This window comes from Stenotrophomonas sp. 89682_Sma, assembly GCF_056481405.1.
Window position 1 is genome coordinate 3,228,271 of record NZ_CM151147.1, and the last position, 22,004, is coordinate 3,250,274.

Here is a 22,004-nt window from a genome sequence, read left to right on the forward strand (position 1 = left end):
CCCACGGAGCACTCCCCCATGACGACTTCCCTTCCCGCTGGCGCTGCCGGCGACGACGCCCTGCGCCACCACTACCTGCGCATCGATGGCCAGCGCGTGCATTGCGTCTCCGCCGGCCGCGGTGAGCCGGTGCTGCTGATTCCCGGCTGGCCGCAGACCTGGTATGCCTGGCGCCACGTACTCCACGCCCTGGCCGAGGCCGGTTTCGAAGCCATCGCGGTCGATCCGCCGGGCATCGGCGAATCCGATCGCCCCAGCCACGGCTACGACACCGGCAGTGCCGCCGCCGTGCTGCACCAGACCATGCGGGCGCTGGGCCACGAGCGCTACCAGGTGGTTGGCCATGACATCGGCATGTGGATCGCCTATGCACTGGCCAGCGACCAGCCACAGGCCGTGCGCCAGTTGGCCGTGACCGAAGCGGTGATTCCAGGTCTGGCGCCGGAACCGGGCATCTTCGCCGCACCGGCCGACAACATCTTCCTCTGGCATTTCATGTTCAACCAGGTGGCCGACCTGCCCGAGGCACTCATCAGCGGTCGCGAGCGCGCCTACCTGGAATTCATGTTCGACCGCTGGTCGTATCGCCGCGATGCAGTGGCCGCCGACACCTACATCGCCGCCTACAGCCGCCCCGGCGCGCTGCGGGCCGGCTTTGCCTGGTACCGCGCGATTCCGGAAACCATCCGCCAGAACAAGCAGCGTGCGCAACGCCGGCTGGCGATGCCGGTGCTGGCCATCGGCGCCGAGCACGCCACCGCCGATGCGCCGATGCTGACCCTGCAACCGCATGCCGACAACGTGCGCGGCAGCATCGTGCCGGGCTGCGGCCACTTCATCATGGAAGAAGCGCCGCAGGCGTTCCTGGCGCAGCTGCTGCCGTTCCTGCAGGAGGCGCGCCATGCAGCTTGAACCCGCGCTGCAGCAGTTCGTCGATGCCGTTGCGGCCCATCCGCTGCCGGAGGACCTGCGCGAGCTGCGTGCGATCAGCGAGAGCGCGCTGCCTCAGCTGCAGGGCGCGCCGCAGCCGGTTGCGCATGTGATCGAGCATGCGGTGATCGCACGCGACGGCCACGCGTTGGAAGTGCGCCTTTACACACCGGAAGGGCTGCCCGATGGACCGGCACCGGCGTTGTTGTTCGCGCATGGCGGCGGATGGTTCCAGTGTTCGCTGGCGGTCTATGACGGCCCCTGCCGCGCGCTGGCCAATGCCAGCGGCTGCGTGATTGTCGCCGTGGGCTACCGGCTGGCGCCGGAACACCCGTTCCCGCTGCCGCTGCACGACGTTGCCGACGCCTGGTCGTGGCTGCAGGCCAACGCCGAACGCTTTGGCTTGGACCCGCAAAGGTTGGCGATCGGCGGCGACAGCGCGGGTGGCAATCTGGCCGCCGCGTGCTGCCTGCTGCTGCGCGATCTCGGCCTGCCGCAACCGTGCCACCAGTTGCTGCTGTACCCGGCACTCGACGCCAGGATGGGCAGCGATTCCTACCGCGACTACGCCACTGGCTACTACCTCAGCGCCGAACTGATGCAGCGTTGCTGGCAGGCCTATCTCGGTCATCCGGCCACACCGCCGGCATTGGCCTCGCCTGCCCATGCAACGGATCTGCATGGGCTGGCGCCGGCCTCCGTGCTCAGCTGCGAGCACGACCCGCTGCGTGATGAGGCCGAACAATACGCACGGCTGCTGCAGGCGGCAGGTGTCGACTGCACGCTCGAGCGGTTGCCCGGGATGATCCACGCCTGCATCCACCTGCACGCGGTCAGTGCCAGCACCGACGTGGCAGCACGTCGTGCCGGCGCGCTGCTGCGCCGGGCCCTGTCCTGAACCGGTCAGGGGCGGTAGCCGACGCGGCGCGACCACCGTCCCGGCCCGGCGCTTGGCAAGCCCGGCAGGCAGCGCTACACTGAAACCCTGCCGTGGGGCCATAGCTCAGCTGGGAGAGCGCGTCGTTCGCAATGACGAGGTCAGGAGTTCGATCCTCCTTGGCTCCACCACTATTCAGTGCGCTAATGCACTAAGAAGGCCGGAACTCCTGAAATAGCAGGGCTTCCGGCCTTTTTTATTGCACGATGCAAACCGGTCCAAAGCGTTGCAGCTGGTGAGACCGTGGGGCATACATGTTGGGGCATCCGCCAATGCCGCTACTCTCCGACCTCGCGATTCGGCCCGTAAAGCCGACTGGGAAGACCCGGAAGCGGCTCGACGGCGGCTGGCTTCACCTGACAGCCAGCCATTGGTGGCGAATGAAGTGCCGCTTCGACGGAAAAGAGAAGCGACTGGTCTTGGGGTCTATCCCGAGGTATGCCCGCAGTTGACCGGGAACCCTCGCAAAGACGCGAGACGGCTGTCGCCCAATACGTGGATCCGAAATGGCGGAAGAAGGGGCGGCCGCAGCCAAGGTCGGCACGGAGGCTCGGAACTCCGGCGCGATCGCACGTGAGTTCATGGTTGATCGCATTGGGTCCGATGACCACCAGGTGAAGGTCGCAGCCTGGATTAAGAACTATATCCTGCCCTGAATCGACAGCCGACAGGCCCCTGAGCCGGAGGCACCCAACCTCCCTGCACGCTCCCCGACTTCGAAATCATCATCCATCGCCTTGTGAAATCCCGCAGCGGCAGCATGGCGCCAGTCATGCGAACCAGCTTCTGGTAGGTGGTCGGAACAATACATGTGGGCACTCTGCCGGCGTCCCATTTCAGGTGGCCTGAAAGCAATGACGCCCCGGCAGGGGCGTCTTCAAAAGATTCCAGGACCTTCCTATCAGAGCCAGATATAGCCTTGGATTCCCTCGAATACAGCTTGGTACTTCCCTTCGCAGTTTGGATCAAGAGTATCGAAATGATCGCTGTAAGCGTAAACCTTCGGGATATTTCGCACGCAACGATACAACGGCACAGTCCCCGGAAGCTGGGTGCCAGCCATGTAGCCAGTGATTGGCATACCGTTGGTCGTCTTCATATGGCCTTCGCAGTTGGGATCCCTGGACGAGAATGAATCCATCCAATCGTTATGCAGGCATGCGTAGAGGGTAATGCTTCCCTCGAATGGGTAGTAAGAAATGAAGCCGAGAATACCTTCTCGACGACCAGGGTGCCTTGATCCTTCCCAGGTGGTGGGTCGAGCAGTGAAAGTGTCGTCTCTCCATCTCCATCGTTCCAGCTCAACCAACTGGACACCAGCCGGCAAATTCGCTGCGTGAGCACTCGCTTCTGCGAGGATCTTGGGAGACGCTCCCAGGTAGTCAATTTCCTGCGCGGAGACGTTCAAAACCAGCGAGCTCGCAAGCGCTGCCGCCACAGCAATCATCTTCTTCACATCAACTCCTTAAAGAATGGACATACACATTTCCAGCAGGCTTCGTGCCCGCGTCTCGATTCTAGGCCAGGAAAATCAGCACAACCGAGACAGAGATCGGATTTGGTGTATGGCCCAGCCAAAAGCGAATTATCGGTAGCCAATTTCGAATTATTGGCGGCCAACTGCGTCATCCGCGGACATCGTGCTCCGATCCTGCGTACTCACCACACTCAAGACCCCACTCAGGTCCGCGTGATCGACACCCCACCCTCCACGCGCATCGCGGTACCGGTAACGAAACTGCTTTCATCGCTGGCCAGGAACAACGCCGCGTTGGCGATCTCCTCCGGCTCGGCCATGCGCTTCAGTGCGTGCAGCGAGCGCACGAAGTCGCGGGCGTCGCCGGTGGGAGCGGCCTGCCGCCCCATCTCGGTATCGGTGCCACCAGGCAACAACACGTTGCTGCGTACGCCGCGCGCGCCATACTCGGCAGCGATCACCTGGCTCAGGCCGATCAACCCTGCCTTGCTCGACGCATAGGCCGCCATACCCGGGAAGCCCACGGTATGGCCGACGAACGTGCCAACGAACACCAGCGAGCCGCCGCCGCGCGCCAGCAGTGCCGGCAACTGCGCGCGTGCCGCATGGAAGGCGGCATCCAGATTGGTCGCCATCACCTCGCGCCAGGCGTCCACCGGGAACTCCGCCGCCGGCACGCCCGGGCCGAGCATGCCGGCATTGTTGAGAGCGATGTCCAGGCCACCGAATGACTGCTGGGCCAGGTCGACCAGCGCCTGCGCCGTGCCCGGGTCGGCGACGTCGGCGGCATGCACCACGGCGTCGCCACCGGCGGCGTGAATCTGTTCGGCCAGCGTCTGCAGCGGCTCCGGCCGCCTTGCGTTGAGCACCAGCTTTGCCCCTTCGGCAGCGAAGCGCAGCGCGCTGGCGCGGCCGATGCCGGCGCTGGCTCCGGTGATGAGAGCGATCTTGTTGTTCAGGCGCATGGTCGTGGTGCCGGTTGTGAAGTGGCCGCCACGATGCCGCGCCTCTCGCCTGCCAACACTCCGTTTCCGGGCCTCGCTGGCAAGTGCAGGAAACGGAGTTTTCGTGGCTGCGGCACGTGCCAGAATCCGCCCATGGACAGCACCGCCTCCCCCACCACCGACGCCCGCGTCGAACGGGTCTGCCGCCACCTGCAGGCCAGCCTCGACGAACCCTCGCTGCAGGAACTGGCCGACATCGCAGGCTGCAGCCCGACCCGCCTGCATCGCCTGTTCAAGGAGGCAACCGGGCTGACCCCGAAGCAGTACGCTGCGGCACTGCGCGCCGACCGCCTGCGCACTGGGCTGCAACAGCAGGAACGCATCACCGATGCCTTCCACGATGCCGGCTTCGGTTCCAGTGGGCGCTTCTACGAGAACGCACCGAAATTGCTGGGCATGACTCCCAAGCAATGGCGCGCAGGGGGGCGCGGCGAAGTCATCCACTTCGCGCTTGCCGAAAGCTCACTGGGCAGCGTGCTGGTGGCCAGCAGTGCCACCGGCGTGGTCGCGATCCTGCTCGGCGACGATCCGGAAGCGCTGCTGCAATCACTGCAGCACCGCTTCCGCCAGGCCAAGCTGGTCGGTGCCGACAGCGGTTATGAACAACTGGTGGCACAGGTTGTAGGTCTGGTCGAGGACCCGACGCGGGGCGCCACATTGCCGCTGGATATCCGCGGCACCGCCTTCCAGCAGCGCGTGTGGCAGGCGTTGCAGCAGATCCCACGTGGCCAGACCGCCTCGTATGCCGACATCGCCACGCGCATCGGCGCCCCGCGATCAAGCCGTGCGGTGGCTCGCGCCTGCGCCAGCAATCCACTGGCGGTGGCCGTCCCTTGCCACCGCGTCGTACGCCGCGACGGCGACCTGTCCGGCTACGCCTGGGGCGTGGCGCGCAAGCGCGAACTGCTGCGCCGGGAAAAGGCCTCGACTGCCTGACGTGGGTGCCGACCTTGGTCGGCACGCCCGGCGGTAGCGCCGGGCCATGCCCGGCGGACACTCAATCCAGCTTCACCACCAGCTTGCCGAAGTTCTGCCCCTTCAGCAGCCCGAAGAACGCCTCCGGCGCATTCTCCAGCCCTTCCACCACATCCTCGCGGTACTGGATGCGGCCATCGCGCAGCCACTGCGGCATCTCGCGCTCGAAGTCCGGCCACAGATGGTTGAAGTCGTGCACGATGAAACCGCGCACGGTCAGGCGCTGGCGCAGGATCTGGCTGAACAGCGCTGGCAGCCGGTCCGGCCCGGGCTGTTCAACGCCGCGTTCGTTGTAGGTGGCGATGGTGCCGCACACCGGAATGCGGGCGAAGTCGTTGAGCAGCGGCAGCACCGCATCCAGCACGTGCCCGCCCACGTTCTCGAAATACACGTCGATGCCCGCGGGCACCGCCGCGCGCAGCTGTTCGGCAAAGTCGGCCGCACGATGATCCAGCGCCACGTCCACGCCCAGCGTCTGCAGGTAGGCACGCTTGGCTTCACCACCGGCGATGGCGACCACGCGCGCGCCCTGCAGCTTCGCCAGCTGCGCAACAGTTGCGCCCACCGGACCGGTCGCGGCCGCGACCACCAGCGTCTCGCCCGGCTTCAGGCGGGCGATCTCATGCAGGCTGGAATACGCGGTGAATCCGGGCATGCCATACACGCCCAGCGCCGTGCTCAGTGGCAGCCCGGCCGGATCGAGGCGACGCCCCAGTGCCTTGCCCGGCAGTACCGCATGGGTCTGCCATCCGCCTGGCGCCAGTACCAGGTCACCCACCGACACGCCGTCTGCCTTCGACTGCAGCACCTCGGCCACGGTCTGGCCTTCCATCACCGCATCGATGGCCACCGGCGCGGCATACGAGGGGCCCTCGTCCATGCGTCCACGCATGTACGGGTCCAGCGACAGGTAGCGGTTGCGCAGCAGCACCTCGCCCTTCGCCAAGGCCGGCAGTGTCGCCTGTTCAAGGCGGAAGTCGGCTGACGTGGGCGCGCCCTGCGGACGCGAGGCCAGCACGATACGGGAGGTAACGAGGGAATCGGACATGGTGACCGGCTCTGCTGTTGCCAGCATCAGGAAAGGAATGCCGACACTACGCCGCAACGATCGCCGGAAACGGCCACGAAAACAGCGTTCCATCGCCCGCCCAGACGCGGCACCGACAAAGGCCTTGCCGTTGCGGCATTGCCGATCACCGCGGCCTGCTGATTTCCGCCACAGGGGATGATCAGGATCGCGCCGGGGCGCCCGGATCGATTCCAGGCCCTTCCCGCCCTGCACCGCGACGGCGGATCAAGTACTTGCAGGCGCGCAGACGGCAATGTGAAGAATTCTTGGCAAAACGCTTGCCGAAGACTGCCGACCTCCGTAATATACGCCTCCTTGGCAGCGACCTCGCTGCTACGAAACATGTGGCCGAGTAGCTCAGTTGGTAGAGCAGGGGATTGAAAATCCCCGTGTCGGCGGTTCGATTCCGTCTTCGGCCACCACTTTCGAAGGCCTGCAGAAATGCGGGTCTTTTTTTTCCGGAAACCGCATTCACCGCGGTCGCCACACAATTTGGCCGAGTAGCTCAGTTGGTAGAGCAGGGGATTGAAAATCCCCGTGTCGGCGGTTCGATTCCGTCTTCGGCCACCATCTTCAGAGACCTGCAGAAATGCAGGTCTTTTTTTTTGCCTGCGACCTGCCATCCACGCATGGCGTGGATCTACCTGGCGCTGGCCCCTTCCATGGCGTCGATCCATGCCAGGCCACCGCCGTTTGGTTGACGAAACATTTACACCGGTACCCGGCGCGGCACCTACGCTGCAGATTCCTGCCGGAGCCTGCCGATGCAACTGCGCCCCACCCTGCTCGCCTGCCTGCTGTTGGCCGCCGCCCCGGTGATCGCCGCCGAGCCATTGCGGGCGGTCGACAGTCTGGACATCGATCGCTACGCAGGCCAATGGCACGAGATCGCGCACCTGCCGGTGTCGTTCCAGAAGCAATGCGTCGGCGAGATCACCGCCAACTACGGGCTGCGCCGCGATGGCCGCATCAGTGTCACCAATGCCTGCCGCAACGGCGACGGCGAACGCGTGGTCGCTGAAGGCGTGGCACGCCCGGTGGCCGGCCATCCCGGCCAGCTGCAGGTGCGCTTCGTTCCGGACTGGCTGAGCTGGGTGCCGCTGGTCTGGGCCGACTACTGGGTGCTGGCGCTGGACCCGGACTACCAGTGGGCGCTGGTTGGTGAACCGGGCCGGAAATACCTGTGGATTCTCTCGCGCCTGCCGGAAATGGAGCGCGCCCGGTTCGAACAGTTGAAAGAAAAAGCCGAAGCCATGGGCTACGACCTGGGCCCGTTGCGCCTGATGGCCCCGCTTCGCGATACGCCTGCCGATTGAACTGCAATTCAATCCGCACGCGCACAGTTCGCCCGAAGATCCAGCGCTGCGCACGCCCAGCCGCCATCTTCACGCGCTACCCTCTGCGACGGGTCGCCACAGGCGATCCAAACGACCATACGCCGTAGTATGCTTATTCCAACGCACCGCCTCCAGAGGACCTGCGCCCATGCTCCACCGTTTCCGTATCGCCTTGATCGTCCTGAGTACCCTCGCCCTTGCCGCCTGTGGCAACGGCATCGTCAAGCGTGTTTCGGAACCGGCGGCCAGCCTGCAGCAGCTGACCGTGCGCGCCGACGGCAACTGGACCGTGGCCCTGCGCCTGCAGAACTTCAGCTCGATGCCGATGACCTTCGACGATGTCTCGCTGGCGCTGACCGTCGGCGACAGCGACGCCGGCACCCTGCAGGCCAAGCCGGGCATTTCCATCGGCGGCACCTCGGCCGACGTCATCAACGTCGACCTGGTACCCAGTTCGGCCGCACGCCTGGTGGTGGCCGATGCACTGGCCGGCAACCGCACCCTGGCCTATGGCCTGAAGGGAACAGTCGCGGCCACGCCGCAGGAAAAGAAGCAGCGCAGCTTCGATATCAGCAGCCGCAGCACCCTCAACCAGGCCCCGGGCCTGCCGGGCGTGCTGCGCTGATTCCCACCCTCCGTCGCGGCGCTTGGCGCCGCTCTCCCCTGCCCTGATCAAATCGAGACGTACCGATGAGCAGCTACACCGCCCCGCTTTCCGACCTCCGTTTCGCCCTGCACGACGTGCTCAAGGTCGAACCCCTGTTCGCCCGCCTGGGCTTCACCGACGCCACCGCCGACGTGGTCGATGCCGTGCTGGAAGAAGCCGGCCGTTTCAGCGCCACCGTGCTGGCCCCGCTCAACAGCGTTGGCGATGAGATCGGCTGCGTGCTCGACCAGGCCACCGGTGAAGTGACCACCCCGCCCGGCTTCAAGCAGGCCTACGACCAGTTCGTCGATGGCGGCTGGACCGGCCTGACCGCCTCGCCGGAACTGGGTGGCCAGGGCCTGCCGCACACCCTGGGCGTGCCGCTCAACGAAATGATCAACGCCGCCAACCTGGCGTGGGGCAACTTCCCGCTGCTCTCGCACGGCGCCATCGAAGCACTGAAGCAGCACGGCGAGGCCTGGCAGCACGAGGCCTTCCTCAAGCCGCTGATCGAGGGCCGCTGGACCGGCACCATGTGCCTGACCGAGCCGCACTGCGGCACCGACCTGGGCCTGCTCAAGACCAAGGCCGAGCCGAACGCCGACGGCAGCTATTCGATCACCGGCACCAAGATCTTCATCACCGCCGGCGAGCACGACCTGACCGGCAACATCGTGCACCTGGTGCTGGCCAAGCTGCCCGACGCCCCTCCGGGCGCCAAGGGCATCTCGCTGTTCGTCACTCCCAAGTTCAAGGTCGACCGCGACGGCAACGTCGGCGAGCGCAACGCGCTGCGCTGCGGTTCGATCGAGCACAAGATGGGCATCAAGGGCTCGGTCACCTGCGTGATGAACTTCGATGGCGCACAAGGCTACCTGGTCGGCCAGCCGCACAAGGGCCTGCAGGCGATGTTCACCATGATGAACACCGCACGCCTGGGTGTCGGCCTGCAGGGCATCGGCCTCTCCGAGCGCGCCTACCAGAACGCGCTGAAGTACAGCCGTGAACGCCTGCAGTCGCGCGCCCTCAGCGGCGCCAAGTTCCCGGACAAGCCGGCCGACCCGATCCTGGTCCACCCGGATGTGCGCCGCATGCTGCTGACGGTGAAGTCGCTGGTCGAGGGCAGCCGCCTGCTGGCCCTGCACGCCGCCACCCTGATCGATGTCGCCCACCACGCCGAGGACGCCGCCGAGCGCGAGCGCGCCGACACCCTGGTGAGCTTCCTCACCCCGATCTCCAAGGCCTGCCAGACCGAGTGGGGTATCGAGAACACCTACAACGCCCTGCAGTGCTTCGGTGGCCACGGCTACATCCGCGAGCACGGCATGGAGCAGCTGGCGCGCGACGCCCGCATCACCACGCTGTATGAAGGCACCACCGGCATCCAGGCACTGGACCTGATCGGCCGCAAGACCGCGTCCAGCCAGGGCGCCGGCCTGAAGCTGATGCTGGCCGAGATCGAAGCCTTCGCCAAGGAACACGAGGGCAACGAAGCGCTGGCCGAGTTCATCGGCCCGCTGCGCGCCAAGGCTGCCGAATGGGGCAAGCTGACGATGGACGTGCTGCAGCGCGCGGCCGGCAATCCAGACGAACTGGGTGCGGCCAGCTACGACTACCTGTTCTATTCGGGCTACGTGGTACTGGCCTACTGGTGGGCCCGCAGCGTGGCCGCCGCCGATGCCAGCGCGCACGGCGCCGCCTTCGCCCAGGGCAAGCGCGAGACCGCACGGTTCTACTTCGCCCGCGTGCTGCCGCGCACGCTCAGCCACGCCGCCGCGATCCAGGCCGGTGCCGCCTCGCTGATGGCGATGGACGACGAGCGCTTCGGCGCCTGAGCCGGGCTGCGCCCGGCACCCGCAGAAGCCAAGGCTGGAGCCAAAGCAACAGCAACAGCTGGCTTCCTGCGGGATGGCAGGGTGGGTCCGATTGCGGGGGACGGCGCAAGTACGTCCCTGTAGCCTCGATCGCCGCATCCATGCGGCTCACGCCCCCGCAACCGGACCCACCCCGCCTTCGACAGATCTCCGGTGGCCAGTGGATCCATGCCATGCGTGGATGAAAACCACCGAAATCCATCTGGGGAAAAGCCCCCCTTTGTTAAGGGGGGCGCGCCGACGGCGCAGGGGATAGGAGGAATGCGTGGGCATCCCAACCCGCCATCGGCGGGCTGGGATGCGGAATGCGCGGACCTGAATCGTTGCGATTTGCGTATCGCCCACAGGCGATACACAAATCGTCAACATTCAGGTATAAGCTGTTCTCCCGATGGAGACAGACACTACACGCTTGGGTCTGATCGAAGCCGGAGCTCCCTTTTCTGCTCCGGGCGCCGAAGCATCGCCCAACGCCACGACGCTGCATCGACCCGGTTCCGTCCGGCTGCTCTCGCTTGACGCCCACGGACGCGTACTGGACTGGATCACCTGGCAGGACGCGGCGTGCCTCTACGCCCGCGAAGCCGTCGCCTGGACACTCGGCGATCCCTGCCTGCACATCCATGGCGGCACCAACCGCTTCAGCGGCCTGCAGAGCGGGATGGACCTGCACCCGATCATCGCCGCGCGCGGCCACGCCCGCTCCCGCGCGATCGACCCGACGCCGAACCTGACCAACCCGGCCCTGTTCGCCCGCGACGCCCACCTGTGCATGTACTGCGGCCAGCAGTTCAACCGCCCCACGCTCACCCGCGACCACGTCATGCCCTTGTCCAAGGGCGGCCTGGACTGCTGGGAAAACGTGGTCACCGCCTGCTTCCACTGCAACTCGCGCAAGAGCGACCGCACCCCGCAGCAGGCCGGAATGCCACTGCTGGCGGTGCCCTACCGGCCCAGCTGGATCGAGCACCTGATCCTGTCCAACCGCAACATCCTGGCCGACCAGATGGCCTTCCTGAAGGCGCAATTGCCGAAGCGGTCAAAACTGAGCACCTGAATCGCCGAAAATGCAACCCTCACCGTCCTGTCACGGGCGGCGGCGTTTGCTTGCCCCACCCCCGTTTGAGGGCGAAAATGGGCGTTCAGAACAAGTGCGAACATGATGATCGACTCTGCCCGCTATCCCCGCCTCGCGCGCATCCAGACACCGGATGACCTGCGCACGTTCGACGAATCCGAAATGAGGGCGGTCGCCGACGAACTGCGCGCCTACCTCATCGAATCGGTGGGCAAGAGCGGTGGCCACTTCGCCGCCGGCCTGGGCGTGATCGAACTCACCGTGGCACTGCACTACCTGTACCAGACCCCGCACGACCAGCTGGTCTGGGACGTGGGTCACCAGACCTACCCGCACAAGATCCTCACCGGCCGTCGCGACGAGATCCATACCGTCAAGCAGAAGGACGGCGTCGCGCCGTTCCCGAAGCGCGAGGAAAGCGAGTACGACACCTTTGGCGTCGGCCACTCCTCCACCTCGATCTCGGCCGCACTCGGCATGGCCATCGCGCGCCAGTCCGAAGGCGACGATCGCAAGATCGTGGCGGTGATCGGTGACGGCGCGATGACCGCCGGCATGGCCTTCGAAGCGCTGATGCACGCCGGCGGCATGGACCCGGAACCGAACCTGCTGGTGATCCTCAACGACAACAACATGTCGATCTCCGAGGCGGTCGGCGGCCTGACCAAGATGCTCGGCCGTGCCACCGGCAGCCGCACGCTCAACGCGCTGCGCGAAGGCGGCAAGAAGATCCTCGGCGACAAGAAGAACAACCCGGCACGCTTCGTGAAGCGCTGGGAAGAGCACTGGAAGGGCATGTTCGTGCCGTCCACGATGTTCGAGGAAATGGGCTTCCATTACACCGGCCCGATCGACGGCCACGACATGCCGGCCCTGCTGTCCACGCTGAAGACGCTGCGTGCCTCCAAGGGCCCGAAGCTGCTGCACGTGATGACCACCAAGGGCAAGGGCTACGAGCCGGCCGAGGGCGACCAGATCGGTTACCACGCCGTCGGCCCGTTCGATCCGGACAAGGGCCTGGTGGCCAAGGCCGGCGCCAAGAAGCCCACCTACACCGACGTGTTCAGCGACTGGCTGTGCGATGCCGCCGCAGCCGAGCCGCGCCTGTACGGCATCACCCCGGCGATGCGCGAAGGCTCCGGCCTGGTGCGATTCAGCAAGGAATACCCGCAGCGCTACTTCGACGTGGCGATTGCCGAACAGCACGCGGTCACGCTCGCCGCCGGCATGGCAACCCAGGGTGGCAAGCCAGTGGTGGCGATCTATTCGACCTTCCTGCAGCGCGCGTACGACCAGCTGGTGCATGACGTGGCCATTCAGGACCTGGACGTGCTGTTCGCGATCGACCGCGCCGGCGTGGTCGGCCCGGACGGTGCGACCCACGCCGGCAACCTCGACCTGAGCTTCCTGCGCTGCGTGCCGAACATGGTGGTCATGGCGCCATCCAATGAAGCCGAATGCCGGCAGATGCTCAGCACCGGCCTGCAGCACCCGGGCCCGGCTGCCGTGCGCTATCCGCGCGGCACCGGCACCGGCGTCGCCGCTGGCACCGACCTGTCCACCCTGCCGATCGGCAAGGGCGAGCTGCGCCTGCAGGGCAGTCGTATCGCCCTGCTCGCCTTCGGCAGCACCGTGGCCGCCGCCGAACAGGTTGGCCGCGAGCTGGGCCTGAGCGTGGTCAACATGCGTTTCATCAAGCCGCTGGACCGCGAGCTGGTGCTGGCTGTCGCCGCCCAGCACGAGGGACTGGTGACGATTGAAGACAACGTGGTGGCCGGTGGCGCCGGCTCCGGCGTCGGTGAGCTGCTCAATGCCGAGGGCGTGCTGCGCCCGATCCTGCATCTGGGCCTCCCCGACAGCTACCAGCACCACGCCAGCCGCGAGGACCTGCTGGCCGAAGCCGGCATCGACGCAGCGGGCATCCGTGCGGCCGTGCTCAAGCGTTGGCCGCAGCTGGCCGCGGGCACCCCGCCGCTGAGCGCGGCGGGCTGAAGCAGCCTAGCAGACGGTGGATCCACGCAAGGCGTGGATCTACCGGAGACACGCATCCATACCCGGGCGGGTACAACCACGCCATGCGTAGATGCCACACCCGGTAGATCCACGCCATGCGTGGATGACGGGCTCCGCGAGGCGGACCTTGCGAAGAAGCTCCCCGCACTCAGCCGTAGCTGACCGCTTCCACGAATGCGCCGCTGGCCTCCACCCTCACCGCCGCGCGCTGCCCGGTGTCGACGAAGTGGAGGCGAGCAAGGGTTTCAGCGAAATCGTAGGCCCGGGCACCATCGCGGAATTCAATCGGTTCCGGCCGGTCCGGGTGCAGCACGCGCCATTGGCGTTGCTCGCATTGCAGGCGGATCAACATGCAGCTCACTCCTTGAGGCAGCGTATCGACGGTGGCGGGATGGGCGTGCCGGTTACGGCAGACTTCATCGCGGCGGATCAGGGGCACGCAGAGGTGCCCTGATCGCAGAAGATACGACGTTCAAAATGTGAGCTGTATCAGATTATTCTGATTTTCGAGGCGCGCGCTCAATTCACCTGGAATTGCGCCCGGCAGCCGTCGCTGACCCAGATGCCACGGCGGTCCCAGCCCCAGGTCTGGCCCTCGATGCAGGCGCTGCGTGAATCCTGGCGGACCAGGCGCACACCACGGCGGATGCGGGCGTCGCAGTACTCCTGGCGGTGGCCGTTGGAATGGCAGGTGATCACCTCCCCCCCACCCCAGCCATTGCCACCATTACCCCAGCCGTTGCCATGGCCACCACCCCAGCCACCGCCGCGGCGGTACTCGCCAACGAACTCGGCACGACAGCCCTGGGTGACCCAGACACCATAGCGCGATTGCCCCCAGGTCTCGCCTTCCACGCACGGCGAGCCCGACAACTGACGGATCATCCGGGCACGGCCTTCCAGGCGGCATTCATTGCTGCGGTTCTTGATCGATTCGCAGCGTACGATGCCGCCGCCATCACGACCGCCATAGCGATCGTCGTCATACCCGTAGCCATAGCTCTGCGCCTGCGCGCCGCCTGCGGCCGCCAGCATTGGCAGCAGGGTGCAGGCCAGGGTGCGCCAGGTGAGTGCCTTGCCCATCGGAGTCTCCGGATGAATACGATGACGCAAGCATCCGGGATTCGTGGCGCGGCGCACAGGGGGGCGCCCCACGGCGGTTTTTTCCCCATTCAAACAACTCAACCGTGGCTGACTGCGCCTCGGCCCGTGGTGTCAACTTCCGACGTGGAGTGCGTCCACCGAATTGCCGAGCGCCTCGACCCGTACCGTGCTGCGCTGGCCGGTACGGCGGTGGTGCTCCAAGGCCCGCGCCGCAGCGACATCGAAAGCCTCGGCACCCCGTGCATAACGGGTTGCGTCATGTGCCTGCGGATCCAGCACGGACCAGTGCCGGGCGTTGCATTGAACGGTAATGACCATTGGAAGACTCCTGCGGAATGAAGGCACGCCGGCAGCGGAAGGCCCTGAGTGCCGGTACACCATCAGGCTAGCGAGCACCTCCGGGATGGCCCATCAGATTTGTACGAAAATGCCGCGCCACACTGTCAGACCGCCCCGCCCTCACATCCCTGAGGCCGTTTAGTGAATCCCTTTCGTGACCCTTGTCACGGAGTTGGCAGAGCTTCACACTACCGTCATCAACAGGGGCCCCTTCCACATGCGCACCTTCTTCTCGCAGCAGCGTTGGACGTTGCTGAAGTTCTATTTCGTGGCCAGCTATCTGGTGCTGATCGAGGAACTGATCCGCGCCGCCCTGCACTGAGCACTTGCTGCCGTTTTCCCTGCGGCCGACACTGTTGCTTTAGGCACGGAGCTTCGCCGATGAAATCCCTTCTTCTGATTCCCGCGCTACTGGTCCTGGCCGCCTGCGCCAGCCCGGACAAGGCACCCACGCACGCCGAAGCGACAGCCACGTCGCCGGCCACGCCGGTGGTCGGCGGTGATCGCGATGCGCATGGCTGCATCGGTTCGGCCGGCTATCAGTGGTGCGAGCACAGCCAGCGTTGCGAACGCCCGTGGGAACTGGCGCAGGCACAGGGCCTGGCCAATACCGCCGAAGCAATCGACGCCTATTGCGCAAAGCCGGCCAGCCCGGCGCGCAAGTGAGTCGTGCCCACCATGGCTGAGCTGAGTCCGCTGCCCACCCTGGCCCCGGGCCGCTACCGCCACTTCAAAGGCGGCGAGTACGAAGTGCTGGACATCGTCCGCAGCAGCGAGACCCTGCAGCCGATGGTGCTGTACCGCGCGTTGTATGGCGAAGGCGGCCTGTGGGTACGGCCGTACGCCATGTTCGTCGAGCAGGTGCCCGGCGAGCACGGACCGCAACCGCGTTTCGCCCGGGTCGACGCATGACGCTTCCGCTGCCGGTCCAGGCCGGCAGCGCGCGGCAACACAGCGGGCCTGCGCTACAATCGTACCGTCCAGTCGGTTTCCTCCCGCCATGTCCGCATCCCCCTCCCGCTCGCGCCGCAAGGCGCCCGACAGCGTGCGCCAGTCACTGCTGCAGGCCACCATTGAAGTGATCGGCCGTAACGGCCTGGCCGCGCTGACCGTGCAGGACGTCGCGCAGGCCGCCGGTGTCAGCAAGGGTGCGTTGTTCCATCATTTCAGTAGCAAGCAGGTGCTGGTGGATGAAGCCATCGGAGCGCTGATTGGAGAATTCGAAGCGCGCGTGCGCGCCCTGCTGCAGGAAAACCCCGAAGGCCATGGCCGTTTCAGCCGCGCCTATGTGCAGGCCAACTTCGAGCATCTGCTGCAGCAGGAGCAGGACAACGACATCGGCCTGACCTTGGGCAACCTGATGGAACCGGGCCTGCTTGCGCACTGGCGCAACTGGAAGCGCGCGATGCTGGCCGAGTTCCCTGGCGAAGCCGGCGACCCACGGCTGTATGCCGCGCGCTGCGCCGCCGATGGCTACTGGGCGACCGCCTATGGGCGCCCGCTGGACGAAGACGAGCGCATCAACGCAGTGGCGATGGCCGAGCAGGCGCTGAAGCTGTGCGACCCGCAGTGAACCGGAGCCGATGATGAACCCCTATGCCTATCTCGCTGCCGCCATCGTGCTGGAGGTGATCGCCACCTCACTGCTGAAGGCGTCCGATGGCATGAGCCGGCTGGCGCCGACGCTGGGTGCACTGCTCGGCTACGGGCTGTGCTTCTACCTGCTGTCGATGACCATGAAGTCGGTGCCGACCGGCATCGCCTATGCGATCTGGTCTGGTGTCGGCATCGTGCTGATCTCGCTGATCGGGCTGGTGGTGTTCAAGCAGCGCCTGGATGCACCGGCCCTGATCGGCATCGGGTTGATCTGCGCCGGCGTGTTGGTGATCAACCTGTTCTCGCGCAGCAGCGCGCACTGAGCACACTGCTGCGCGACCACGGCGCTAGCTGACCTTCTTGGCCACGCTCATGCCGAGCAGGAACAACACCACGGCAATGATGATGCCGGCCCAGAACAGGAACTTGGCGATGCCGACCGCGGCACCGGCAATGCCACCGAAGCCGAGCACGCCCGCTATGATGCCGATGACGGCGAAAATGATGGCCCACTTGATCATGTCGATCCTTTCCCCGCAGGGATTCCAAACTGAAGGATCAACTTAGGCTGCGGCCGATGCCGCAGTCGTGAACAGGCCGCGTGCGCGGCGTGAATCAGCGCGGACGGAAGCGCAGCAGCGCGACGGCAAACGCCAGGAACACGCTGCCCACCAGCCGCTCGAACCAGCGTCGTGCAAACGGCTTGGCCAGCCAGCGGCGCAGGCCATGGCCACCTGCTGCATACATCACGTACCAGAACAGTTCGCAGGCGGCGAAGGTCGCCACCAGTACGCTGTACTGCACCGCCTGGCTGCGCGACGGATCGACAAACTGCGGAAGGAACGCAGCAGCGAACAGCAGCAGCTTGGGATTGCTCAGGCCCACCAGAAGCCCACCACGGAACACGGTCCAGGCACCAAGCGTCGGCGTCATCGGCAGTGCGGCATCCACCGTCACCGGTGGCGCGGGACGGCAGCTGTCACGCCATGCCTTCAGGCCCAGCCAGGCCAGATAGGCCACGCCCAGATAGCGCAGCACCTCGAACAGCATCGGCGAGGAATGCAGCAGCGCACTCAGGCCCGCTGCGGACGCGGCCAGCACCAGCAGCATCGCCAGCAGGCAGCCAGCCATCGCCGGCACACTGCCGCGGAAGCCGAGTCCGACGCTGCGGCCGAGGATATGCAGCATGTTCGGCCCTGGCGTGCCACACAGGACAAACACCGTGGCCAGGAACCACCACCAGGTATGCAGGGCCATTTCAACATCCACGCAGGAAAACCCAGCAAGCTTAGAGCGTGGCCATGGCATGCGTCACATACAGCCTGGCGCGGACGCGACGGTTACAGACGCGAACTCACGACGTGAGCAGGCGCGCGCTGCGCAGTTCCATCCAGGCCGAGCGCAGGACCCGCAACGCCGAGCGCAGGAACAGCACCAGCAGTGCCACCGCTACCAGCAGATCCGGCCAGCCCGCACCGAACAGCGCTACCAGGCCCGCGGCCAGAAGCACCGACACGCCCTCATACAGGTCATTGCGCGAGCATTCCCAGGCGGACGCCAGGTTGATGTCGTCGTTGCGATAAGGGGTCAGCAACCACAGGCACGCCGCGTTGGCGGCCAGGTTGAGCAGCGCCGCCAGGCCCATGCTGGCAAACAGGGGCACCTCCGGGTGCAGCAACCGCCATCCGATCTGCGCAGCCACCACGAGGGCCGCCGCCAGGATCAGCAATCCCTTGAACAGGGCAACCCGCGCCTTGGCCACAAGCCCTGCGCCGACCACCGCCAGGCTCAACGCATAGGTCGCCGCGTCACCCAGGTTATCCAGGGCGCCGGACAGCAACGAGGACGAATGGCTGTACCCGGCGGCAGCGACCATCAACGCAAAGGTCGCCAGATTGACCAGCAGCACGATCCACAGCACGCGCCGGTGCCGCGCCTGCATCGCCGCCACGTCCAGGGTCTTGCCACAGCCGCAACACTCGCCCATCGCCCTGCCCTCCCATTGCCAGCGACATTATCGCGCCGCAGCAGCACCGGGGTCGATCAGACCCCACCCGCGGTCCTGCCCAACGCCCATGCGTTGTGCAATGCCCTTCCTCATTGTGCTGCAATGGCCGCCTCTTCCCTGGAGCAGCGCATGAAGACCCTCGGCCTGATCGGCGGCATGAGTTGGGAAAGTTCGGCCCAGTACTACCGCCTCATCAATGAGGAGGTCCGGCGGCGGCTCGGAGGCGCGCACTCCGCACAGCTGCTGCTGTGGTCGGTGGATTTCGCCGGCATCAAGCAGCTGCAGCACGACGGCGACTGGGACGCCCTGGGTGATCACATGGTCGATGGCGCGCGGCGCCTGCAGGCGGGCGGCGCCCACCTGCTGCTGGTGTGCACCAACACCATGCACAAGCTGGCCGATCGCATCGAGGCGGCCTGCACGCTGCCGCTGCTGCACATCGCCGATCCGACCGCGACCGCGATCCTGCAGGCAGGCGCACGCAAGGTGGGCCTGCTCGGCACCGCCTTCACCATGGAGCAGGACTTCTACCGCGGCCGGCTGCAGGAACGCTTCGATCTGGAAGTGCTGGTGCCCGATGCCGATGACCGGCGCAGCGTGCACGACATCATCTACCAGGAGCTGATTGCCGGCGTGGTCAGCGAGCACTCACGGCAGGTCTATGCCGGCGTGATCGCGCGCCTGGTCGAACGCGGCGCTGAAGCGATCATCCTGGGCTGTACCGAGATCATGCTGCTGGTACGGCCGGAAGACAACGCAGTACCGCTGTTCGACACCACCACCCTGCATGCGCTGGCTGCGGTGGATGCAGCACTCGGCTGAAACGCTGCAATGCGCGACGCGGAATCAGCCCGCGTCGCGGACTTCCAGCGCGGTGATCAACCAGTCGACCACGGCCTGCGAATCGCAGAGGAAAAATACGCCATCTCCCGAGCGCGCCTCGGTGAGCAGGCGATAGACGGTGATCGCCACCGCCGACTGGTTGGCAATGAACACTTCCGGGCTGCGCGGCCCCTCGCTGTGCCCTGCCACGGACTGCAGCGCCTTGCGCGCAGCCACAGTGGCAGCCGGGTCCGCGCTGCGGGTCAGTTCCGGCCCGCGCAGCCCCCAGGCAACGAACACATGCTTGCCCTTGAACGTGGTGTCCAGGACCTGCACCTCGGCGGCGCCTGCGCCTGCCGAGCGATGAATGACGATACTGCTGATCAACGCAACCCCCTGTGGTCGTCGTGGTCCGCGCATCGTCCTCCACAGGCCGGCCGCGCGCCAGTGACGGCCGCCACAGGCCGCGCCCACAGGCGTGGAAGACATGTAAGAAGGTGTAACCCGATGCGATCGGATGTGCAGCGATGATACGGGATGTAAGCCTCTGCATGGACCCGCGCGCACTACTAAATCCCCACTGAGCCACGTCGGGAACGAAGCGTTCCAATGGACCCGGGCTGGGTCATTCTTGCCGCCCGCTCCCTCAACGAGGCCCCCATGACCCATCGCCTGCTGCTGCCCATTGGCGGCATCTCCCTGGCCATGCTGCTTGCAGCCACCACCGTGGCTGCCCAGGATTACGACGCAGCGCACATTCCCGCACTTCGCTGCGAATCCCAGTTCAACAAGACCGAGCAATGCCCGATCGAGGGCCCGATGCGCCTGGCCAGGCAACTATCGGTCACCCGCTGCGTGGAAAACCAGAACTGGGGCCAGAGCCGTCGCATGCTCTGGGTGACCGATGGCTGCCGTGCCGAGTTTGTCGCCGACGAACATGGCCGCTGGCCGGGACGCGGCAGGGGCCGTGATCGCGACGATGAGGGTGAACGCCTGGTCTGTGAGTCCTACGAAAAGAAGGACAAGGAATGCCGCATCCGCGTGCGTCATGAGGTGCGCATGGTCAAGCAGAAATCGGTGACAACCTGCATCGAAGACCACAACTGGGGCTGGGACCGTCGCGGCATCTGGGTCAGCGATGGCTGCAGGGCCGAGTTCCGGGTGTATTGACTGCCGGCCGCGCGCTGGCTGCAGCGATTGGTCATGCGCACGCCATCCTGCTGCAGGGCCACGGCAAGCGCTTCACTTCGCCCCATGCATCCAGCACCAGCATGCAACGCTTGCTCGCCACACCCGGTTTCATCGACCACGGCATCGTGCATGGACTGGACAAAGGCGATCCGGAGCTGATCTACCGCTTTGCCGGCAGCTGGTCGAGATACACGGCCACCTTGGCGTCCAGCAGGTCCATCAACACCGGATCCATGCAGCGATAGTCGTCGGGGATGTCCAGGCAATGCAGGCGCTTGTGCTCCAGCAGGCGTGCGTACGTGGCCTGCAGGCGATGCTGGTGCTTGGCCTCCATCACGAAGATGACATCGGCCCAGCGGATATCCGCCGGGCCGATGGGGCGTCGTGCATGTGGGCTGGTGCCGGCCGACAGCGCCGCGAAGCCGGGCCGCCGTCGCCACATGGCTTCGGCGGTCGGGCTGCGCAGCTGGTTGCGGCTGCAGACGAACAGCAGGTTGATCATTCCTGTTCCTGCAGTTGGCGGGCGCTGAGGACCGGATAGGTGAAGCCCAGCTGGCGTGCACGCGCGAGCTTGGCATCGCGCGTATACAGCAGCTTCCAGTTCTTCTCGGGCTTGTAGCTGTAGGCGGTCGTAGCGCGGTCGCCACCGCGGTTGCGAGCCTGGCTGCGACGCCAGGCACGGTTTCTTGCAGATTCCATGATGTGTTCTCGTGAGTACCGGGTTCAGCAGCCGCGGTAGTACGAGTGGCGCGCAGCATACACCGCGCTCACAAAAAAGCCCACGCATCGCTGCGCAGGCTTCTTGATTCATCACAGTGGTCGGGACGGCCGGATTCGAACCGACGACCCTCTGCCCCCCAGGCAGATGCGCTACCAGGCTGCGCTACGCCCCGACTGATGCTGCGATGTGCCCGCCAGTGCGGCGGGCCGTGAAGTATAGCGGATTACGATGGAAATGGGATCAGCGGCGCAACAACTGCAGCACTTCTTCCAGTTCCATGCGCACCTGCTTGATGATCTGGTTGCTCAGCGCCGATTCCTCGCGGGCATCGGGACCGTCCAGGCGCAGGCGTGCACCACCGATGGTGTAGCCCTGTTCGTACAGCAGGCTGCGGATCTGCCGAACCATCAGCACGTCGTGGCGCTGGTAGTAGCGGCGGTTGCCTCGGCGCTTGGCCGGCTCAAGGCTGGGAAACTCGGTTTCCCAGTAGCGCAGGACGTGCGGCTTGACGTCGCACAGCTCGCTGACTTCACCGATGGTGAAGTAGCGCTTGGCCGGAATCGGCGGTAGTTCGCGGTTACTGCCCGGATCCAGCATAAGCTTCCACCCTCTCCTTGAGCTTCTGGCCCGGACGGAAGGTGACCACCGTACGGGCGGAAATCGGAATTTCCTCGCCGGTCTTGGGGTTGCGACCCGGGCGCTGGTTCTTGCGCCGCAGATCGAAATTACCGAAGCCCGACAGCTTCACCTGACGTCCCTGTTCCAATGCTTCACGCAGCACATCGAAAAACGCGTCGACGAATTCCTTGGCTTCCCGCTTGTTCAGACCGACTTCGTCGAACAGCTTTTCCGCCATCTCCGCCTTGGTCAATGCCATTGCCTG

General features: G+C 65.7%; 28 protein-coding genes, 4 tRNA genes and 1 pseudogene. 18 read left to right on the forward strand and 15 right to left on the reverse strand.

Features of this window, described 5'->3' with window-relative positions; translation table 11 throughout:
- Positions 1–18: 18 nt before the first annotated feature.
- The 3 genes from ACZK29_RS14990 to ACZK29_RS15000 all read left to right on the forward strand — a co-directional run bounded on the left by ACZK29_RS14990 (position 19) and on the right by ACZK29_RS15000 (position 1,998).
- Positions 19–912 carry an alpha/beta fold hydrolase gene (locus tag ACZK29_RS14990; protein WP_062606494.1) on the forward strand — a complete coding sequence of 298 codons (894 nt, stop codon included), beginning with the start codon at positions 19–21 and terminating at the stop codon, positions 910–912.
- Positions 902–1,828, forward strand: coding sequence for an alpha/beta hydrolase (locus tag ACZK29_RS14995; protein ID WP_062606492.1), 927 nt, complete (start codon positions 902–904; stop codon positions 1,826–1,828). The genes ACZK29_RS14990 and ACZK29_RS14995 overlap by 11 nt, the downstream gene beginning before the upstream one ends.
- A 94-nt stretch (positions 1,829–1,922) precedes the next feature.
- Positions 1,923–1,998 (forward strand) — tRNA-Ala (locus tag ACZK29_RS15000).
- Positions 1,999–2,768: 770 nt separating this feature from the next.
- Here the strand turns inward: ACZK29_RS15000 and ACZK29_RS15005 are convergent.
- Both ACZK29_RS15005 and ACZK29_RS15010 read right to left on the reverse strand, forming a co-directional pair.
- Positions 2,769–3,323, reverse strand: a complete 555-nt coding sequence (locus ACZK29_RS15005) for a hypothetical protein (protein WP_478446209.1) — start codon at positions 3,321–3,323, stop codon at positions 2,769–2,771.
- Positions 3,324–3,547: 224 nt separating this feature from the next.
- Complete coding sequence (locus ACZK29_RS15010; RefSeq protein ID WP_111202587.1) at positions 3,548–4,309, reverse strand: SDR family oxidoreductase; 762 nt, start codon at positions 4,307–4,309, stop codon at positions 3,548–3,550.
- 132 nt (positions 4,310–4,441) lie between these two features.
- Between ACZK29_RS15010 and ACZK29_RS15015 the strand changes: the two genes are divergently transcribed.
- Positions 4,442–5,284, forward strand: a complete 843-nt coding sequence (locus ACZK29_RS15015) for a bifunctional transcriptional activator/DNA repair enzyme AdaA (protein ID WP_049429319.1) — start codon at positions 4,442–4,444, stop codon at positions 5,282–5,284.
- A 61-nt stretch (positions 5,285–5,345) separates the two neighbouring features.
- On the opposite strand, the gene ACZK29_RS15020 is transcribed toward ACZK29_RS15015, so the two are convergent.
- On the reverse strand, positions 5,346–6,371 hold the full coding sequence (locus ACZK29_RS15020) for an NADP-dependent oxidoreductase (RefSeq protein WP_164146823.1): 1,026 nt from the start codon (positions 6,369–6,371) through the stop codon (positions 5,346–5,348).
- Positions 6,372–6,738: 367 nt separating this feature from the next.
- Between ACZK29_RS15020 and ACZK29_RS15025 the strand changes: the two genes are divergently transcribed.
- From ACZK29_RS15025 to dxs, 7 genes are all read left to right on the forward strand, one after another.
- Positions 6,739–6,814, forward strand: a tRNA-Phe gene (locus ACZK29_RS15025).
- Between the two features lie 72 nt (positions 6,815–6,886).
- Positions 6,887–6,962: transfer RNA gene (locus ACZK29_RS15030), tRNA-Phe, on the forward strand.
- A gap of 194 nt (positions 6,963–7,156) precedes the next feature.
- Positions 7,157–7,708, forward strand: a complete 552-nt coding sequence (locus ACZK29_RS15035) for a lipocalin family protein (RefSeq protein WP_106548804.1) — start codon at positions 7,157–7,159, stop codon at positions 7,706–7,708.
- A gap of 169 nt (positions 7,709–7,877) precedes the next feature.
- Positions 7,878–8,354 (forward strand): LEA/WHy family protein, encoded by a 477-nt coding sequence (locus ACZK29_RS15040; RefSeq protein WP_049430351.1) that lies wholly within the window; start codon positions 7,878–7,880, stop codon positions 8,352–8,354.
- 65 nt (positions 8,355–8,419) lie between these two features.
- Complete coding sequence (locus tag ACZK29_RS15045) at positions 8,420–10,210, forward strand: acyl-CoA dehydrogenase C-terminal domain-containing protein (RefSeq protein ID WP_478446210.1); 1,791 nt, start codon at positions 8,420–8,422, stop codon at positions 10,208–10,210.
- Between the two features lie 430 nt (positions 10,211–10,640).
- A complete protein-coding gene (locus ACZK29_RS15050) occupies positions 10,641–11,306 on the forward strand; it encodes an HNH endonuclease (RefSeq protein WP_019336875.1) in 666 nt (221 codons plus the stop codon).
- 105 nt (positions 11,307–11,411) lie between these two features.
- On the forward strand, positions 11,412–13,319 hold the full coding sequence (dxs, locus tag ACZK29_RS15055) for a 1-deoxy-D-xylulose-5-phosphate synthase (protein WP_111204085.1): 1,908 nt from the start codon (positions 11,412–11,414) through the stop codon (positions 13,317–13,319).
- Positions 13,320–13,488: 169 nt separating this feature from the next.
- Here the strand turns inward: dxs and ACZK29_RS15060 are convergent, their stop codons facing one another.
- From ACZK29_RS15060 to ACZK29_RS15070, 3 genes are all read right to left on the reverse strand, one after another.
- Entirely contained in the window at positions 13,489–13,692 is a 204-nt protein-coding gene (locus ACZK29_RS15060; protein WP_005417823.1) for a hypothetical protein, read from the reverse strand.
- Positions 13,693–13,859: 167 nt separating this feature from the next.
- The gene (locus ACZK29_RS15065) at positions 13,860–14,423 is read right to left on the reverse strand and encodes a DUF3011 domain-containing protein (RefSeq protein WP_010486507.1); all 564 of its coding nucleotides are present in this window, start codon (positions 14,421–14,423) and stop codon (positions 13,860–13,862) included.
- 132 nt (positions 14,424–14,555) lie between these two features.
- Positions 14,556–14,762 carry a hypothetical protein gene (locus ACZK29_RS15070; protein ID WP_010486505.1) on the reverse strand — a complete coding sequence of 69 codons (207 nt, stop codon included), beginning with the start codon at positions 14,760–14,762 and terminating at the stop codon, positions 14,556–14,558.
- A 402-nt stretch (positions 14,763–15,164) separates the two neighbouring features.
- Here ACZK29_RS15070 and ACZK29_RS15075 point away from each other — a divergent pair, with 402 nt between their 5' ends.
- The 4 genes from ACZK29_RS15075 to ACZK29_RS15090 all read left to right on the forward strand — a co-directional run bounded on the left by ACZK29_RS15075 (position 15,165) and on the right by ACZK29_RS15090 (position 16,702).
- On the forward strand, positions 15,165–15,449 hold the full coding sequence (locus tag ACZK29_RS15075) for a hypothetical protein (RefSeq protein ID WP_111204073.1): 285 nt from the start codon (positions 15,165–15,167) through the stop codon (positions 15,447–15,449).
- 12 nt (positions 15,450–15,461) lie between these two features.
- Positions 15,462–15,695, forward strand: a complete 234-nt coding sequence (locus ACZK29_RS15080) for a DUF1653 domain-containing protein (protein ID WP_005410421.1) — start codon at positions 15,462–15,464, stop codon at positions 15,693–15,695.
- An 88-nt stretch (positions 15,696–15,783) separates the two neighbouring features.
- Positions 15,784–16,356, forward strand: a complete 573-nt coding sequence (locus ACZK29_RS15085; RefSeq protein WP_111204074.1) for a TetR/AcrR family transcriptional regulator — start codon at positions 15,784–15,786, stop codon at positions 16,354–16,356.
- Positions 16,357–16,369: 13 nt separating this feature from the next.
- Positions 16,370–16,702 (forward strand): SMR family transporter, encoded by a 333-nt coding sequence (locus ACZK29_RS15090; protein ID WP_478446211.1) that lies wholly within the window; start codon positions 16,370–16,372, stop codon positions 16,700–16,702.
- A 24-nt stretch (positions 16,703–16,726) separates the two neighbouring features.
- Here the strand turns inward: ACZK29_RS15090 and ACZK29_RS15095 are convergent, their stop codons facing one another.
- The 3 genes from ACZK29_RS15095 to ACZK29_RS15105 form a co-directional block, all read right to left on the reverse strand.
- On the reverse strand, positions 16,727–16,900 hold the full coding sequence (locus tag ACZK29_RS15095; protein ID WP_049430366.1) for a DUF1328 domain-containing protein: 174 nt from the start codon (positions 16,898–16,900) through the stop codon (positions 16,727–16,729).
- Positions 16,901–16,994: 94 nt separating this feature from the next.
- Positions 16,995–17,636, reverse strand: coding sequence for a LysE family translocator (locus tag ACZK29_RS15100; RefSeq protein WP_164146825.1), 642 nt, complete (start codon positions 17,634–17,636; stop codon positions 16,995–16,997).
- 97 nt (positions 17,637–17,733) lie between these two features.
- Entirely contained in the window at positions 17,734–18,366 is a 633-nt protein-coding gene (locus ACZK29_RS15105) for a cation transporter (RefSeq protein WP_164146826.1), read from the reverse strand.
- 150 nt (positions 18,367–18,516) lie between these two features.
- On the opposite strand from ACZK29_RS15105, the gene ACZK29_RS15110 reads away from it, so the two are divergent.
- A complete protein-coding gene (locus tag ACZK29_RS15110; RefSeq protein ID WP_478447094.1) occupies positions 18,517–19,209 on the forward strand; it encodes an aspartate/glutamate racemase family protein in 693 nt (230 codons plus the stop codon).
- 24 nt (positions 19,210–19,233) lie between these two features.
- Here ACZK29_RS15110 and ACZK29_RS15115 read toward each other — a convergent pair whose 3' ends face one another.
- Positions 19,234–19,629, reverse strand: a complete 396-nt coding sequence (locus ACZK29_RS15115) for a hypothetical protein (RefSeq protein WP_049430370.1) — start codon at positions 19,627–19,629, stop codon at positions 19,234–19,236.
- Positions 19,630–19,869: 240 nt separating this feature from the next.
- On the opposite strand from ACZK29_RS15115, the gene ACZK29_RS15120 reads away from it, so the two are divergent.
- Together ACZK29_RS15120 and ACZK29_RS15125 are read left to right on the forward strand one after the other, a co-directional pair.
- The gene (locus ACZK29_RS15120; protein ID WP_099551918.1) at positions 19,870–20,379 is read left to right on the forward strand and encodes a DUF3011 domain-containing protein; all 510 of its coding nucleotides are present in this window, start codon (positions 19,870–19,872) and stop codon (positions 20,377–20,379) included.
- A gap of 38 nt (positions 20,380–20,417) precedes the next feature.
- Positions 20,418–20,573 (forward strand): annotated as a pseudogene (locus ACZK29_RS15125) (GNAT family N-acetyltransferase); the annotation flags it as partial.
- On the opposite strand, the gene ACZK29_RS15130 reads toward ACZK29_RS15125, so the two are convergent.
- The 5 genes from ACZK29_RS15130 to ACZK29_RS15150 all read right to left on the reverse strand — a co-directional run bounded on the left by ACZK29_RS15130 (position 20,561) and on the right by ACZK29_RS15150 (position 21,998).
- Positions 20,561–20,902: a low molecular weight protein tyrosine phosphatase family protein gene (locus tag ACZK29_RS15130; protein WP_049430374.1), complete on the reverse strand. Its 342-nt coding sequence runs from the start codon at positions 20,900–20,902 to the stop codon at positions 20,561–20,563. The pseudogene ACZK29_RS15125 and the gene ACZK29_RS15130 sit on opposite strands and share 13 nt — an antisense overlap.
- Positions 20,899–21,099, reverse strand: coding sequence for a hypothetical protein (locus tag ACZK29_RS15135; RefSeq protein WP_014037933.1), 201 nt, complete (start codon positions 21,097–21,099; stop codon positions 20,899–20,901). The genes ACZK29_RS15130 and ACZK29_RS15135 overlap by 4 nt, the downstream gene beginning before the upstream one ends.
- A gap of 117 nt (positions 21,100–21,216) precedes the next feature.
- A tRNA-Pro gene (locus tag ACZK29_RS15140) sits at positions 21,217–21,293 on the reverse strand.
- A gap of 68 nt (positions 21,294–21,361) precedes the next feature.
- Positions 21,362–21,718, reverse strand: a complete 357-nt coding sequence (locus ACZK29_RS15145; protein WP_005410431.1) for a MerR family transcriptional regulator — start codon at positions 21,716–21,718, stop codon at positions 21,362–21,364.
- Positions 21,699–21,998, reverse strand: a complete 300-nt coding sequence (locus ACZK29_RS15150) for an integration host factor subunit alpha (protein ID WP_005410432.1) — start codon at positions 21,996–21,998, stop codon at positions 21,699–21,701. The genes ACZK29_RS15145 and ACZK29_RS15150 overlap by 20 nt, the downstream gene beginning before the upstream one ends.
- Between the last annotated feature and the right edge of the window lie 6 nt (positions 21,999–22,004).

Bases quoted from the DNA above. Each gene is read 5' to 3' on its own strand.
- ACZK29_RS15105 (WP_164146826.1), bottom strand. From the start codon at position 18,366: ATGGGCGAGTGTTGCGGCTGTGGCAAGACCCTGGACGTGGCGGCGATG.
- ACZK29_RS15050 (WP_019336875.1), top strand. From the start codon at position 10,641: ATGGAGACAGACACTACACGCTTGGGTCTGATCGAAGCCGGAGCTCCC.
- ACZK29_RS15145 (WP_005410431.1), bottom strand. From the start codon at position 21,718: ATGCTGGATCCGGGCAGTAACCGCGAACTACCGCCGATTCCGGCCAAG.
- ACZK29_RS15015 (WP_049429319.1), top strand. From the start codon at position 4,442: ATGGACAGCACCGCCTCCCCCACCACCGACGCCCGCGTCGAACGGGTC.
- ACZK29_RS15100 (WP_164146825.1), bottom strand. From the start codon at position 17,636: ATGGCCCTGCATACCTGGTGGTGGTTCCTGGCCACGGTGTTTGTCCTG.
- ACZK29_RS15115 (WP_049430370.1), bottom strand. From the start codon at position 19,629: ATGCGCGGACCACGACGACCACAGGGGGTTGCGTTGATCAGCAGTATC.
- ACZK29_RS15150 (WP_005410432.1), bottom strand. From the start codon at position 21,998: ATGGCATTGACCAAGGCGGAGATGGCGGAAAAGCTGTTCGACGAAGTC.
- ACZK29_RS15010 (WP_111202587.1), bottom strand. From the start codon at position 4,309: ATGCGCCTGAACAACAAGATCGCTCTCATCACCGGAGCCAGCGCCGGC.
- ACZK29_RS15045 (WP_478446210.1), top strand. From the start codon at position 8,420: ATGAGCAGCTACACCGCCCCGCTTTCCGACCTCCGTTTCGCCCTGCAC.
- ACZK29_RS15110 (WP_478447094.1), top strand. From the start codon at position 18,517: ATGAAGACCCTCGGCCTGATCGGCGGCATGAGTTGGGAAAGTTCGGCC.
- ACZK29_RS15120 (WP_099551918.1), top strand. From the start codon at position 19,870: ATGACCCATCGCCTGCTGCTGCCCATTGGCGGCATCTCCCTGGCCATG.
- ACZK29_RS15095 (WP_049430366.1), bottom strand. From the start codon at position 16,900: ATGATCAAGTGGGCCATCATTTTCGCCGTCATCGGCATCATAGCGGGC.
- ACZK29_RS15060 (WP_005417823.1), bottom strand. From the start codon at position 13,692: ATGTTGATCCGCCTGCAATGCGAGCAACGCCAATGGCGCGTGCTGCAC.
- ACZK29_RS15070 (WP_010486505.1), bottom strand. From the start codon at position 14,762: ATGGTCATTACCGTTCAATGCAACGCCCGGCACTGGTCCGTGCTGGAT.
- ACZK29_RS15090 (WP_478446211.1), top strand. From the start codon at position 16,370: ATGAACCCCTATGCCTATCTCGCTGCCGCCATCGTGCTGGAGGTGATC.
- ACZK29_RS15135 (WP_014037933.1), bottom strand. From the start codon at position 21,099: ATGGAATCTGCAAGAAACCGTGCCTGGCGTCGCAGCCAGGCTCGCAAC.
- ACZK29_RS15085 (WP_111204074.1), top strand. From the start codon at position 15,784: ATGTCCGCATCCCCCTCCCGCTCGCGCCGCAAGGCGCCCGACAGCGTG.
- ACZK29_RS15130 (WP_049430374.1), bottom strand. From the start codon at position 20,902: ATGATCAACCTGCTGTTCGTCTGCAGCCGCAACCAGCTGCGCAGCCCG.
- ACZK29_RS15080 (WP_005410421.1), top strand. From the start codon at position 15,462: ATGGCTGAGCTGAGTCCGCTGCCCACCCTGGCCCCGGGCCGCTACCGC.
- ACZK29_RS15065 (WP_010486507.1), bottom strand. From the start codon at position 14,423: ATGGGCAAGGCACTCACCTGGCGCACCCTGGCCTGCACCCTGCTGCCA.
- ACZK29_RS15040 (WP_049430351.1), top strand. From the start codon at position 7,878: ATGCTCCACCGTTTCCGTATCGCCTTGATCGTCCTGAGTACCCTCGCC.
- ACZK29_RS14990 (WP_062606494.1), top strand. From the start codon at position 19: ATGACGACTTCCCTTCCCGCTGGCGCTGCCGGCGACGACGCCCTGCGC.
- ACZK29_RS14995 (WP_062606492.1), top strand. From the start codon at position 902: ATGCAGCTTGAACCCGCGCTGCAGCAGTTCGTCGATGCCGTTGCGGCC.
- ACZK29_RS15075 (WP_111204073.1), top strand. From the start codon at position 15,165: ATGAAATCCCTTCTTCTGATTCCCGCGCTACTGGTCCTGGCCGCCTGC.
- dxs (WP_111204085.1), top strand. From the start codon at position 11,412: ATGATCGACTCTGCCCGCTATCCCCGCCTCGCGCGCATCCAGACACCG.
- ACZK29_RS15020 (WP_164146823.1), bottom strand. From the start codon at position 6,371: ATGTCCGATTCCCTCGTTACCTCCCGTATCGTGCTGGCCTCGCGTCCG.
- ACZK29_RS15035 (WP_106548804.1), top strand. From the start codon at position 7,157: ATGCAACTGCGCCCCACCCTGCTCGCCTGCCTGCTGTTGGCCGCCGCC.